Origin of the sequence: Xanthomonas sacchari (genome assembly GCF_040529065.1) — a bacterium.
GTDB lineage: Bacteria > Pseudomonadota > Gammaproteobacteria > Xanthomonadales > Xanthomonadaceae > Xanthomonas_A > Xanthomonas_A sacchari.
The window spans coordinates 210551-224105 of sequence record NZ_CP132343.1; the positions used below are offsets into that span (position 1 = coordinate 210551).

The following is a 13555-nucleotide window of genomic DNA, read 5'->3' on the forward strand; positions in this document are numbered from 1 at the left end:
CACCTCGATTGAGGCGGTGCTGGCCGGGGGACCCAGTGCGATATTCGTCAGAGATCATCCGAGTGCTCGGTCACGGTGGCGCGCGCCGCTGCGCCTGGGTGTTGTCTGCAGTCCTGTGCGGACTTGCGATGACGGCCCCGGTGCAGGCGCAGGACGGCCGCCTGCCGCCGCGTGCGCAATGGCAGGCGTCCAGTTCCTCCAAGCAGGTCAAGGCGCAGGCGATCGGCTATCTGATCGACGGCGACGCCAGCACCCGCACTGCCGGCGCCTTCAGTCCCGGCCACTGGTTCCAGATCGATCTGGGCCGCGCCGCGCAGGTCGGCGGCGTGCGCCTGCAGTGGGACACCTCCAATCCGGAAGGCTTCCTGCTGCAGACCTCGCGCGATGGCCAGCGCTGGGACACGGTCTACACGATGGCCGATTCGCTGGGCGGCACCGAGACGGTGTTCTTCGCGCCGCACCTGGCCCGCTACCTGCGCCTGGCCGCGCCCGCGCGCAGCGCCGACTGGGGCGTGTCGATCTACGAGATGCAGCCGCTGGGCGCCGACGCTGCGCAATTGCGTGGCGTGTCCGCGGCCGACGCTGCGGCGCTGTGGCAGGGCGGTGCCGCGGTGGCGATGCCGGGCAAGGGCGCGCAGGCGCGGCAACTGGACATCGCCTTCCCGCGCGCGTTCGACAGCGCCGGCCTGATCGTCGAGTTCGCCGGCGCGCATGGCGCGGCGCAGTTGCAGGCGCAGGACGCCGCGGGCCGCTGGCGCACGCTGGCCGACGATCCGCAGGCCGGCGACAGCGACAGCGCCTACCTGGCCGGCACGGCGCCGCTGCCGGTGCGGGCGCTGCGCCTGCGCGTGGACGCCGCGCCCGGTGGGGTCGCACCGACCCTGGCGCGCCTGCGCCTGCTGGGGCCGAAGGCGGTGATGACGCCGATGAAGCGCTACCAGGTCGCCGCGCAGCGCGGCGCCACGCGCGCGCTGTTCCCGGCCTCGCTGCACATGCAGCAGACCTACTGGACCGCGGTCGGCATCCATGCCGGCCGGCAAAAGTCGATCTTCGACGAATACGGCAACCTGGAGGCGTGGAAGGGCGCGCCGCTGGTGCAGCCGCTGTGGCGCGACGTGTCCGGCACCGCTGCCGGGGCCGACGGCCATGCCCTGACCCACGCGCTGCGCGATGGCTGGAAGCCGATGCCGTCGGTGCGCTGGTCGCCGCAGCCGGGGCTGGAACTGCGCAGCGAGACCTTCGCGATCGAACGCGGCGGCCAGCCGGTGACGCTGCTGCGCCATCGCCTGCGCAACATCGGCACCACGCCGGTCAGCGGCACCCTCTCTCTGCTGGTGCGGCCGATGCAGATGAATCCGCCGTGGCAGAACGGCGGCCTGTCGCCGATCCACGATATCGCCGTCGACGGCGGCACCGTGCAGATCGACGGCCGCGCGCTGCTGACGTCGCTTAGCACGCCCAGCGGCGGTGGCGCCGAGGCGTTCGGCACGAACGGCGCCACCGAGATCACCCGCCACGTCGTCGCCGGCACGCTGCCGGCGCAGCAGCAGGCGCACGACGCCGACGGCCTGGCCGCGGCGATGCTGAACTACACGGTGCGCCTGGCGCCGGGTGCGCAACAGGACGTGGTGCTGGCGTTCCCGCTGGGCACTGCCAGCGCCGACGCCCAGGGCCGCCTGCCGCCGGCGCCGCCGCTGGACCGCGACGCCCTGCTCGCCGCCGGCCGTGGCGACGCGGGCCGCAGCTTCGACGCGCTGGCCGAGCAGGTCTCCGCGGACTGGCAGCAGCGCCTGGGCAACGTCGGCCTGCGCCTGCCCGACGCCAGCCTGGTGGACATGCTGCGCGCGCAGGCCGCGTACATGCTGATCAACCAGACCGGCCCGGCGATGCAGCCGGGGCCGCGCAACTACAACCGTTCCTTCATCCGCGACGGCATGGCCACCTCGGCGATCCTGTTGCGCATGGGCCAGGCGCAGGTCGCACGCGACTACCTGCAGTGGTACAGCGACCACGCGGTGCACCCGAACGGGTTGGTCTCGCCGATCCTCAACGACGACGGCAGCGTCAACGACGGTTTCGGCTCGGACCTGGAGTACGACAGCCAGGGCGAGTACATCGCACTGGTCGCCGACGTGGCGCGGCTGGACGGCGGCCCGGAGAGCGTGCGCGCCTACCTGCCGAAGGTGAAGCTGGCGATGCAGTTCCTGCAGGAGCTGCGCGAGCGCACCCTGGTGCCCGGCTACATGGCCGAGCAGCCGGCGCCGGAACGCTTCCGCGGCATCCTGGCCCCGTCGATCAGCCACGAAGGCTATTCCAGCCCCACCCACAGCTATTGGGACGACTACTGGGCGCTGAAGGGCTGGCACGACGGTGCCTGGCTGGCGGCATCGCTGGGCGATACCGCCACAGCGGCGTGGGCGCGCGAACAGTACGTGGCGCTGCGCACTTCGCTGGCCGCCTCGATCCGCGCCACCATGGCGTGGAAGGGCGCGGACTACATTCCCGCCGCGGCCGACCTGGGCGACGGCGATCCGACCAGCGTCTCCATCGCGCTGGATCCCACCGGCCAGCAGGACCTGCTGCCGGAGGCGGCGCTGCGCACCACCTTCGCCCGCTACCTGGAAGACGTGCGCCAGCGCAAGCAGCCCAATGCGCTGTGGGCCTACACCCCGTACGAGATGCGCAACGTGCTGACCTACGTGCATCTGGACCAGCCGCAGGTGGCCGACGAACTGCTGCAGGACCTGCTGCGCGACCGCCGCCCGTTCGAGTGGCAGGTGCTGGCCGAGGTGGTGCAGTCGCGGCTGCGCTTCCCGCGCTACCTGGGCGACATGCCGCATACCTGGATCGGCGCCGAGTACGCGCGCACGCTGTTCGGCATGCTCATGCACGAGGGCGACGATGCGCTGGTGCTGCTGCCCGGCGTGCCGCCGGCCTGGCTCGCCGACGATGGCCTGGCCGTGCAGCGCCTGCCCACCGCCTACGGCACGCTCGGCCTGCGCGCGCGCCAGCGCGACGGGCGGCTGCGGGTCGAACTCGACAGCGGCCTGCGTGCCGGTACCGCCGTGCGCGTGGTCTGGCCGACGCGCACGCGGCCGACCCAGGTGCGCGTGGACGGCCGCCGGATCGACCAATACGACGCCGGCGGCGTGACCCTGTCCAAGCCGTTCCGGACCCTGGAGGCACGCTGGTGAGCCCGCCCCCCGTCATGGCGCCGGACCAGCGCGCCAACATCACCATCAAGGACGTGGCGCGCCTGGCCAACGTGTCGGTGGCGACCGTGTCGCGCACCATGAACGGTCACCAGCACGTGGCCGAGTCGGTGCGCGCGCGCGTGCTGGAAGCCGCGCGCACCCTGCACTACGTGCCGCACCACGCCGCGCGCAGCCTGAGCAGCCGCCGCACCCACACCATCGGCGTGGTGCTGCCGGATCTGCACGGCGAGTTCTTCTCCGAATTGATCCGCGGCATCGACACGGTGGCGCGCGAGCGCGGCCTGCACCTGCTGGTGTCCAGCTACCACGGCGAACCGGAGCAGCAGCGGCTGGCGGTGCGGCGCATGCCCGGGCGCGTGGACGGCTTGCTGATCATGTCGCCGTCCCTGGCCAGCGATGCCGAGGACCCGGCCGACATGCTGCCCGGCACGCTGCCGGCGGTGCTGATGAACTGCGCCGAGCGCATCGGCGAGGCGCAGGTGCTCAACGTCGACAACTACGGCGGCGCGCGCGCCATGACCCGCCACCTGCTGGACGTGGGCCATCGCCGCATCGCCTTCATCGCCGGGCCGGACGACAACTTCGACGCGCGCGAGCGCCTGCGCGGCTACCGCGACGAACTGCGCGAGCGCTGCCCGCAGGTGGCGCCGCTGGTGCTGCCCGGCGCCTTCGACGAGGCCTCCGGCTACCGCGCCGGCGAAGCCCTGCTGCAGGGCCAGCGCCCGGACGTGGTGTTCGCCGCCAACGACATGATGGCGCTGGGCTGCCTGTTCGCCTTCACCCATGCCGGGCTGCGCGTGCCCGAGGACATCGCCCTGGCCGGCTTCGACGACGTGCCGATGGCACGCTACGTGCATCCGGCCCTGACCACCATGCGCGTGGACATCGCCGGCTTCGGCGCTCGCGCCATGCAGTTGCTGCTGGCGGCGCTGGAGCCGCATGCGGCTGCGGCGGTATCGCCGGCGTCGGCCAATGCGATCGCTCCACAACTCATCGTTCGTGCTTCCAGTGCCCAGCGAGGGACCGCCATGGACTGACACCGACGCATGCACCACCGATGTCGTTTTTTGCACCACCTAGAAGAACACAACAACGATCCCGTTTACCGCCCTGGGAGGGCTTTTGTCATGAAGAAATCGCGTTCCGCCTCCAACCTGCCCGCACGCAGCCTGCTGTGCTGCGCGCTGGCCACCTGCCTGTTCGCCACGATGCCGGCGATGGCCCAGTCCAGCAGCGCGACCCTGCGCGGTCAGGTCGCCGCCGCCCAGGCCGGCACCGAGGTCACCGTCACCAACATCGCTACCGGCTCGGTACGCCGCGCGCCGATCGCCGCCAACGGCAACTACACCGTGGTCGGCCTGCCGCCGGGCACCTACAAGGTCGAGGCCAACGGCGTCACCAAGACGGTGACCCTGCAGGTGGCGTCCTCGTCCACCGTCGATCTCGATGCCGGGACCACGGCCGCCGGCGGCAACGCGACCACCCTGGACACCGTCACCGTCAGCGCGCCGCTGCTGAAGGACGTCAAGACCTCGGAAGTGGGCAACGTGGTGTCGCTGCACCAGATCCAGCAGTTGCCGCAGGCGACGCGCAACTTCCTGGAGTTCGCCGACACCGTGCCGGGCATGGTGTTCCAGATCGACGGTAACGGAAACACCAAGCTGCGCGGCGGTGCGTCCAACGCCAGCGCCGGCAACCTGTACATCGACGGCGTCGGCCAGAAGAGCTACGTCAAGGGCGGCGGCATCGCCGGCCAGAGCGATACTCAGGGTAACCCGTTCCCGCAGCTGGCGATCGGCGAGTACAAGGTCATCACCTCCAACTACAAGGCCGAGTACGGCCAGATCAGCGGTGCAGCGATCACCGCGGCCACCAAGTCCGGCACCAACGAGTTCCACGGCGAGGCCTTCTACCGTTACACCGACCAGGATCTGCGCGACAAGCGTCCGGACGAAGCGAACGGCAAGATCGATTCGCAGACCAAGGAATACGGCTTCGCCCTGGGCGGCCCGATCATCCAGGACCGCATGCACTTCTTCGTCGCCTACGAAGGCAAGGAGAACGTGGTGCCGAAGAGCGTGCAGGCGGACAACACCGCGCAGCCGTACGTCGGCCTGCTGCCGTCCAACCTGTCGAGCCAGTTCGGTGCGGCCAACATGCCGTTCACCGAAGACCTGTACTTCGGCAAGATCGATTTCGAACCGACCGACCGCGATCGCATCGAACTGAGCGGCCAGTATCGCGACGAGACCCAGACCGGCAACGTCGGCGGCACCAGCACGCCGGAACACGGCACCAACAAGATCAACAAGGACAAGCGCGCCAACATCCGTTGGCAGCACAGCGCCGACAACTGGTTCAACGAGTTGATCGTCGGCACCGAGGACTCGGAGAACAACCCGAATCCGAAGAGCATCGGCAACGGCATCGTCTACAAGTATCTGGCGCCCCGCGCCGGCTCCACCGACGTGGACGAATACACCTTCCTGGAAACCGGCTCCGCCGGCGGCCTGAACGTGCAGCGCAAGAGCCAGAAGGGTTGGTTCCTGCAGAACGACCTGACCTTCACCAGCTTCCAGTGGCACGGTGAGCACACCATCAAGATGGGCGTCAGCTACAAGGACATCAAGCTGACCTCGCAGGATGCGGCGGCGCTCAACCCGCAGTTCAGCTATTCGGTCGACAGCAGCGGCGTCGCCGCCACGCCGTACCGCGTGGACTACGTTGCGCCGTACAACACCCCGGGCCAGAAGGCCACGGTGGAGTCGCCGTCCAAGCAGTACGGCATCTACATCCAGGACGACTGGGCGGCGACCGACAAGCTGATGATCAACGTCGGCGTGCGTTGGGACTACGAGGACAGCCCGGCCTACACGGACTTCGTCACCTCGCAGGCCTTCGTCAACGCGCTGTACTCCGACGATCCGGCCAACCCGGGCCATCCCTGGGCCGATCGCCTGCTGCCGAGCGGTGTCAATGCTGCCGACTACATCAGCACCGGCCGCAACCGCAAGAACTTCAAGGATGGCTGGGCGCCGCGCCTGGGCTTCTCCTACGACTTCTTCGGCGACGAGAGTGCGGTGCTGCACGGCGGTGCGGGCCGTTCCTACGATCGCAACCTGTTCGAACAGCTGGCGCTGGAAACCAGCAAGGCCGCGCTGTCGCCGGTCGCGGTGTACTTCCAGAACCCGGCCACCGGCCAGTGCTACCGCAGCGACCGCGTCTGCACCGCGTGGGATCCGCGCTACCTCAATGGCGTGGACCAGTTGAACACCATCCCCGGCGTCAGTGGCAGCGCCGAACTGTTCATGTTCAACAACCACCTGAAGACGCCGTACAGCGACCAGTACAGCATCGGCATCACCAACCAGGTCGGCGACTGGCAGACCGACGTGACCTTCCAGCGCGTGCTCAGCTACGACGGTTTCGCGATGTCGCTGATCAACCGCTACCCGGATGGTTCCTACTTCCAGAACGGCAGCGCCCCCTGGGGCCAGCCGGTGCCGGGCTACCAGAACACGATCATCGGCATGAACGGCCTGGAGCAGCGCAGCAGCCAGGTGTTGCTGTCGGCCGACAAGCCCTACACCAAGGAATCGGGCTGGGGCCTGACCCTGTCCTACACCCACACCAGCGCGCGTCAGAACCGCAACATCGACGAGCCGTACGCGTTCGACAAGGCGACCATCCACGACTATCCGTTCGTGAAGTCCGATGCGGTGTCGGCGCACCGCTTCGTCGCCTCCGGCTCGATCGACGGCCCGTGGGGCCTGACCTTCGGTGCCAAGGTAGTGCTGGCGACGCCGGAGCCGATCAACACCATCGCCTGCTATGGCCACACCGATGCGGACGGCGCGACCTGCCAGCAGGTGGCGGCAGTACCGCCGGGCAGCGGCAAATTCCTGGTCGGCGGCAAGATCTGGGGCTACCGCACGGTCGACTTCCAGGCGACCAAGGATTTCACCGTGTACAACGACTTCAAGTTGACGGCGCGCGTGAACCTGCTCAATGCCTTCAACTTCAAGAACTACTCGTCGTACTCGTACAACGATTTCGGCTCCGATGGTCGCTTCGATCCGAACATCACCATCAACAAGACCGGCGACATCATGTACGTGCCGCGCACCGTGACCTTCGAGATCGGCGCCAAGTTCTGATCCACCGCATCACCCACGCGCGTGCCCGACCGGCGCGCGTGGGGTTTCAACGGACGGGGCCGCGTGGCCCCGTCCGCGTTTGCGGTCGCCCCTTTCTTCGGTACAGGACCACACACGCATGATCGCCGCTCCTCTCCGCAACCTGGTCATCGTCGGCGGCGGCACCGCCGGTTGGATGGCCGCTGCCGCGCTGGCGCGTGTGCTGGGTCCCGACTACCGCATCACCTTGATCGAGTCCGAGCAGATCGGCATCGTCGGCGTCGGCGAGGCCACCGTGCCGCACATCAAGGCCTTCAACAACCTGCTCGGCATCAACGAGGCCGAGTTCGTGCGCCACACCCAGGGCAGCTTCAAGCTCGGCATCGAGTTCGCCGACTGGCAGCGCCCGGGCACCTCCTACGTGCACGGCTTCGGCACCGAGATCGGGCATCCGCTCGGGCTGCTGCCGTTCCAGCAGTACTGGTTCAAGCAGGCGCTGGCCGGCAAGGCGAAGCCGCTGGGTGCCTATACGCTCAACACCGTCGCCGCCAAGCGCGACCGCTTCATGACCTCAGCCACCGACGTGCCGCCGAACTCGCCGCTGGCCAACATCGCCTACGCCTACCATTTCGATGCGGCGTTGTATGCGGGCTTCCTGCGCCGCTACGCCGAACAGCGCGGGGTGACCCGGCGCGAGGGCATCGTCGAGGAGGTGCAATTGCATCCGGAATCGGGCGACGTACGCGCGGTGCGCCTGGCGTCCGGCGAGGCGATCGCCGGCGACCTGTTCATCGATTGCTCCGGTTTCCGCGGGCTGCTGATCGAGCAGGCGCTGCACACCGGCTACCACGATTTCAGCCACTGGCTGCCGTGCGATCGCGCGCTGGCGGTGCCCTGCGCCAAGGTCGGCCCGCCCACGCCGTACACCCGCGCCACCGCGCGCGCGGCCGGCTGGCAGTGGCGTATTCCGCTGCAGCACCGCACCGGCAACGGCTACGTGTACTGCAGCGCGCACATCAGCGACGACGAGGCCGCCGCCACGTTGCTGGCCAACCTCGACGGCCCGGCCCTGGCCGATCCGCGCCCGCTGCGTTTCGTCACCGGGCGCCGCAAGCAGGTGTGGAACCGCAACGTGATCGCGCTGGGCCTGGCCAGCGGCTTCATGGAGCCGCTGGAATCGACCAGCATCCACCTGGTCCAGTCCGGCATCTCCAAGCTGCTGGAGCTGTTCCCGCGCGAGGGCATCAGCCCGGTGCTGGTGCGGCGTTACAACGAGCGCATCGCGTTCGAGTTCGACCGCATCCGCGACTTCCTGCTGCTGCACTACCACGCCACCGAGCGCGACGACAGCGCGTTCTGGCGGCACTGCCGCACCATGCCGATCACGCCGGAACTGCAGGAGACGCTGGACCTGTTCCGCGACAGCGGCCGCTTCTACCGCAACGGCGACGAGATGTTCGCCGAGATCAGCTGGGTGCAGGTGATGGTCGGGCAGGGCATCCTGCCGCGCGCCTACCACCCGCTGGTGGACCAGGTGCCGCAGGCCGATCTGGAGCGCTTCATGGCCAGCGTCGAGCAGACCATCGGCCATTGCGCCGACGCGATGCCGCCGCACCAGGCCTTCATCGACCGCTACTGCGCGGCCCGGCCCGCCTGAGCGCGACGCGGGCACAAAAAAAGAGGCCACGCGCACCAGGCGCGGGCCTCTTCAAATCCGACCGAAGCCGGAGAACGGTATGGCACATCTCCGGCAGAGCCGGACGCTGGGCATGCTACCGGCACGCCGAAGCTAAAGCAATACTTTACAATTTATCGCCTAAGTCATTGATTTAAAATAAAAGCGCAGCGCCGCCAGCCAGCGTCGCCGCGATCTCCCGCTGGATCGCCTCGGCCGCCGCACGCGGATCGGCGGCCTGGCGGATCGGCCGGCCGACCACGATCGCATCGGCGCCGTCGGCAAAGGCTTGGGCCACGCTCACGGTGCGCTGCTGGTCGTCGCCGACCGGCCCGCCGGGGCGGATGCCGGGGCAGACGATGGAGAAGCCGGCGCCGGTGGCGCGGCGGATCGGCGCCGCTTCCTGGCCGGAGGCGATCACGCCGTCGATGCCGGCCGCCTGCGCGGCCAGCGCGCGCTCCACCACCACGTCTTGCGGTGCGCGGTCGATGCCCATCGACGCCAGGTCGGCGCGGCCCATCGAGGTCAGCACGGTCACCGCCAGCAGGCGCATGTCGCTGCCGTTGGCCTCGGCCGCGGCCTGCATCATCGCCGGGTGCCAGCCGTGGATGGTGCAGTAGTCCACCGGCCACTGCGACAGCCGCCGGATCACCCCGCCCACCGTGGCCGGGATGTCGAAGAACTTCAGGTCCACGAACACGCGCTTGCCGCGCCCGGCCAGCGTGTCCAGCACGTCGAAGTACTCGCCGGAAGCCAGCAGTTCCATGCCGATCTTGTAGAACGCCACCGCATCGCCGAGCCGCTCGATCCACTCCAGCGCCTCGCTGCGCCCGGGCACGTCGAGGGCGAAGATCAGGCGCTCGTGCGGCGCCAGCGCCAGCGGCGCGCGGCTCACTGCGCCAGCTCCAGCGCCTGCACCTTGGCCTGGTGGCGGGCGGCGCGCGACTGGGTGAAGTCGTTGTTGAACAGCGCCGGTTCCCAGGACCCGTAGCTGGGGTTGGGCAGCATCCACCAGCGCTCGCCGAACCAGTCGTGATACTGCTGCAGCAGCTGCGCGCGGCCTTCCGGGGTGTTGGCCACCACCTGCGTGAAGTCGCCGAGCTGGTCGCCGAACTGCATCAGCACGCGGTACTGCTGGCCGACCAGCTTGCGCCGGCAGTTCTTCTCCGAGCCGTTCTGCTCGCAATCCTTGACCACCGTGCCCAGGCCCAGCAGCACGCTGTTGTCGGCCACCGGCAGGCCGGCGCTGCGCAGGTTGGCCAGGGTCGCGTCGGTCAGGTGCACGGCGCGGTTGGTCACGTACAGCACGGTGATGCCCTTGGCGGTGGCGGCCTTGGCGAAATCGACCACGCCAGGAATCGGCTTGGCCTTCTTCTCGGCGACCCACTGGTCCCAGGTGACCTCGTCGTACTCCTTGCCGTTGCGGATCAGCCGCGCCTGGTAGGGCGAGTTGTCCAGCACCGTCTCGTCCACGTCCATCACCACCGCCGGCTTCAACCCGGTGGCGGCGTTGCCGCGTTCCTCCGGCACCAGCGCGTCCCAGTTCGGTTCCTTCAGCGCCGCATCCAGGCGGTCGGCGGCGGCGCGATAGGTCTGCTCGGCCAGGGCCTGGTACTCGGCCGAGCGCTGCATCCACAGCACCGCGTTGAGGTTGTCGTCGGCGGCGCCCGGGGCGGCGGCGGAGGCGGTCGACGCGGCAGTGGCGGTGGCAGCCGGCTTGGCGGCGGGGTCGGCGACCTGCGCCTGCGGCTTGCAGGCGGACAGGGCGAGCACGGCGCAGGCCAGTGCGGTGCGGGCGATCGGCGTCATCGGGCGTGGGAACCTGGGCGAATGAACCGCGGATTTTAGCCGGTTGCGATGACCGGCGCGGCGCGGCGCGCGGTGGCGCAGGCGGGCCGCCGCGCTCAGGGCGCGAACGTCAGCGCACGCAGATCCGGGGCGAGCTCCGCCTCGACGGGGTCGGCACTTTCGTGGCCTGCGTAGGTGCTGAAGCGGATGCGCAGGCGGCCATCGCGCACGGCGTAGGGCGTCAGGTCGTCGAGGTCGGGTGCGTCCAGGTCGACGTTGTCCAGGCAACTGGACACCGGCACCCGGGCCAGGATCGAAGGCGCCCCGTGCAGGTCGACCACGGTCAACGCCATCTCCGCCCCGGCGCCGCAGTAGCCATGTCCGTCCCCGGGCGATGAACGGCGCACCGATAGGTACAGCAGGCGGTCGCGCGCCAGATACGGCTGCAACCGGGTCGGCAGCAGGCGGATGGCGCGCGCGCTGCCGATCAGCTCCGGTGCGTAGGCGCGTGGGATGGTCTCCAGCACGGTCGGTGCGCGCCCTGGCACCTGCAGCACGATGCGGCCGGCGCGATAGACCAGATGCAGGACGCCGCGGCGTGGATCGCAGACCTCGGTCTCGGCCAGCGCGGCGGATGTCGCGCCGCAGTCCGTCGGCGTCGCGGCGGTGTGGGTCGGCACGGCGTCGGGTGCAGCGGGCGCGGCCAGGGCCAGCAGGAGGATGAGCGGGAGCATGCGGGGCCTTCGCGGTGTGAGCCGAGAGTGTGGCAGCCGCTGTGGATCGCGCGCCAGTTGTGACGTGCATCCTCCATGAAAGCGACGAAATTCACGTAAATGCCTGTTTTGCAGGGGATTTCCCGACAGCGTGTCGGGAGCCTCCGGATGCCGCTGCGCTGTGGTTTGCACCACACTTCGCAGTACGGAAAACCGCGCGACGCGGCGCTTGGTGCGCTGCAGCGCGATCGCGCCTGCACCTGCAGGCAAACGCCGGAAGCGTCACAGGGGACGTTGCAGTGGATCGCTGGAGAAAAGGAGCTTCTCGCATTGTGCTGGCTGCGTGCCTGCTTGCCGGCGTGCCGATGGCGCAGGCGCAGGAACCGCCGAGCACGCTCGATCGCCAGGAACAGCTGCGCCAGGCCGAGCAGGTGCAGCGGCAGCAGGAGCAGGATCGGCAGGCGCCGTTCGTGGGCCCGCGCGAGGCCGAAGCGCCGGCGGACATGCGCAGCACCAGCCTGCCGACCGAAGCCTTGTGCTTCCCGATTCAGCGCGTCCGCCTCAACAGCGGCGGCCCCGACGCGGCGCGATTTTCCTGGCTGTGGCAGTCGCTGCGTCGCTACGAGGGCCGCTGCATCGGCACGGCCGGCATCGACCTGATCCGCCGCCGCGCGCTGGACCAACTGGTCGCGCGCGGCTTCGTCACCACCCGCATCGGCGTGCCGGCGCAGGACCTGTCCCGCGGTGAGCTGCGCTTCGAACTGCTGCCCGGGCGCCTGCGCCAGGTGCGCGTGCAGTCGGCGGACGGCCGTGTGTTCTGGCGCGGTGCGCTGCCGCTGCGGCCGGGCGACGTGCTCGACCTGCGCGCGATCGAGCAGGGCGTGGAGCAGTTCAAGCGGGTGCCGTCGCAGGACGCCAAGATCGATATCGCGCCGGGCGAGCAGCCGGGCGAGTCGGACCTGCTGATCACCGTGCAGCGCAGCAAGCGCTGGCGCGCGGTGTTCAACGCCGACGATTCGGGCGTGCAGGCGACCGGCCGCTACCAGGGCGGCGTCGATTTCGCCCTGGATGCGCCGCTGGGCATCAACGACCTGCTTTCGATCGGCTACAACCACGACCTGGTGGACGACGGTGCCGCGCGCGGCACCCGCGGCAACAGCCTGTCCTACAGCGTGCCCTGGGGCTGGTGGACCTTCTCGCTGTCGCTGTCGTCGTATCGCTACCACCAGCAGGTGGAGGGTTTCCGCCAGAGCTTTCAGTCCAGTGGCAGCTCCGACAGCGCGCAACTGGATCTGCAGCGGGTGATCCACCGCACCGGCACCAGCAAGACTACGCTGGGCATGGTGGTGGCCAAGCGGGCGGCACGCAGCTACCTGGACGGCGTGGAGATCGGCATCCAGCGCCGCCACACCACCAGCGCCGAGCTGTATCTCAGCCATCGCCATTACCTGGGCAAGCTGCAGCTGGATACGCGCCTGGGCCACCGCCGCGGCACGCCGTGGTTCGACGGGCAGTGGACCGGCTACGACCCGGCGGTGGGCTTCCCCGGCTACCGCTACGGCGTCACCACCCTCGATGTCAGCGCCGGCCTGCCGTTCGCGCTGGGTCCGGTGGCGATGAGCTGGGACAGCAGCCTGCATGCGCAGACGTCCTCGCAACTGCTGCTGGGTTCGGAATTCATCACCCTGGGCGGGCGCTACAGCGTGCGCGGCTTCGACGGCGAACACACCCTCGGCGCCGAGCGCGGCGCGTACTGGCGCAACAGCCTCAACCTGCCGGTGCAGCGCCTGGGCATCACCCCGTACCTGGGCGTGGATGCCGGCCGCATCGCCGGGCCCAGCGCCGCCGGTCTGGCCGGGCGCAGCCTGGTCGGCGGCTTCGTCGGCGTGCGCGGCGCGTACGGCGGGCTCAGTTGGGATGGCTTCGCCGGCTGGGACCTGCACGCGCCGCGCGACTTCCACAGCGCGCAGCCGGCCTACGGCGTGCGCCTGATCTACCAGTTCTGACACGTCCCTGCCGCCGGCCGGC

8 protein-coding genes are annotated in these 13555 nt (G+C 69.6%); 5 read left to right on the forward strand and 3 right to left on the reverse strand.

The genetic code is table 11. The features are described 5' to 3' along the window. Positions 1-128 precede the first annotated feature (128 nt). The 4 genes from RAB71_RS00985 to RAB71_RS01000 all read left to right on the forward strand — a co-directional run bounded on the left by RAB71_RS00985 (position 129) and on the right by RAB71_RS01000 (position 9008). The gene (locus RAB71_RS00985) at positions 129-3194 is read left to right on the forward strand and encodes a discoidin domain-containing protein (RefSeq protein WP_010342383.1); all 3066 of its coding nucleotides are present in this window, start codon (positions 129-131) and stop codon (positions 3192-3194) included. Positions 3195-3208: 14 nt separating this feature from the next. Further along, positions 3209-4252: a LacI family DNA-binding transcriptional regulator gene (locus RAB71_RS00990; protein ID WP_010342382.1), complete on the forward strand. Its 1044-nt coding sequence runs from the start codon at positions 3209-3211 to the stop codon at positions 4250-4252. Positions 4253-4342: 90 nt separating this feature from the next. After that, entirely contained in the window at positions 4343-7372 is a 3030-nt protein-coding gene (locus tag RAB71_RS00995) for a TonB-dependent receptor domain-containing protein (protein WP_010342381.1), read from the forward strand. A 118-nt stretch (positions 7373-7490) separates the two neighbouring features. After that, positions 7491-9008, forward strand: a complete 1518-nt coding sequence (locus tag RAB71_RS01000; protein ID WP_010342380.1) for a tryptophan halogenase family protein — start codon at positions 7491-7493, stop codon at positions 9006-9008. Positions 9009-9180: 172 nt separating this feature from the next. On the opposite strand, the gene pyrF is transcribed toward RAB71_RS01000, so the two are convergent. The 3 genes from pyrF to RAB71_RS01015 form a co-directional block, all read right to left on the reverse strand. After that, complete coding sequence (pyrF, locus tag RAB71_RS01005) at positions 9181-9921, reverse strand: orotidine-5'-phosphate decarboxylase (RefSeq protein WP_010342379.1); 741 nt, start codon at positions 9919-9921, stop codon at positions 9181-9183. Continuing rightward, positions 9918-10835 carry a 5'-nucleotidase, lipoprotein e(P4) family gene (locus tag RAB71_RS01010; protein WP_010342378.1) on the reverse strand — a complete coding sequence of 306 codons (918 nt, stop codon included), beginning with the start codon at positions 10833-10835 and terminating at the stop codon, positions 9918-9920. The genes pyrF and RAB71_RS01010 overlap by 4 nt, the downstream gene beginning before the upstream one ends. 95 nt (positions 10836-10930) lie before the next feature. After that, positions 10931-11548 (reverse strand): hypothetical protein, encoded by a 618-nt coding sequence (locus tag RAB71_RS01015; RefSeq protein ID WP_010342377.1) that lies wholly within the window; start codon positions 11546-11548, stop codon positions 10931-10933. A 344-nt stretch (positions 11549-11892) separates the two neighbouring features. Between RAB71_RS01015 and RAB71_RS01020 the strand changes: the two genes are divergently transcribed. Further along, positions 11893-13533, forward strand: a complete 1641-nt coding sequence (locus RAB71_RS01020; protein WP_175300592.1) for a ShlB/FhaC/HecB family hemolysin secretion/activation protein — start codon at positions 11893-11895, stop codon at positions 13531-13533. The last annotated feature ends 22 nt before the right edge of the window (positions 13534-13555 follow it).

Bases quoted from the DNA above. Each gene is read 5' to 3' on its own strand.
- RAB71_RS00985 (WP_010342383.1), top strand. From the start codon at position 129: ATGACGGCCCCGGTGCAGGCGCAGGACGGCCGCCTGCCGCCGCGTGCG.
- RAB71_RS00990 (WP_010342382.1), top strand. From the start codon at position 3,209: ATGGCGCCGGACCAGCGCGCCAACATCACCATCAAGGACGTGGCGCGC.
- RAB71_RS00995 (WP_010342381.1), top strand. From the start codon at position 4,343: ATGAAGAAATCGCGTTCCGCCTCCAACCTGCCCGCACGCAGCCTGCTG.
- RAB71_RS01000 (WP_010342380.1), top strand. From the start codon at position 7,491: ATGATCGCCGCTCCTCTCCGCAACCTGGTCATCGTCGGCGGCGGCACC.
- RAB71_RS01010 (WP_010342378.1), bottom strand. From the start codon at position 10,835: ATGACGCCGATCGCCCGCACCGCACTGGCCTGCGCCGTGCTCGCCCTG.
- RAB71_RS01015 (WP_010342377.1), bottom strand. From the start codon at position 11,548: ATGCTCCCGCTCATCCTCCTGCTGGCCCTGGCCGCGCCCGCTGCACCC.
- RAB71_RS01020 (WP_175300592.1), top strand. From the start codon at position 11,893: ATGGCGCAGGCGCAGGAACCGCCGAGCACGCTCGATCGCCAGGAACAG.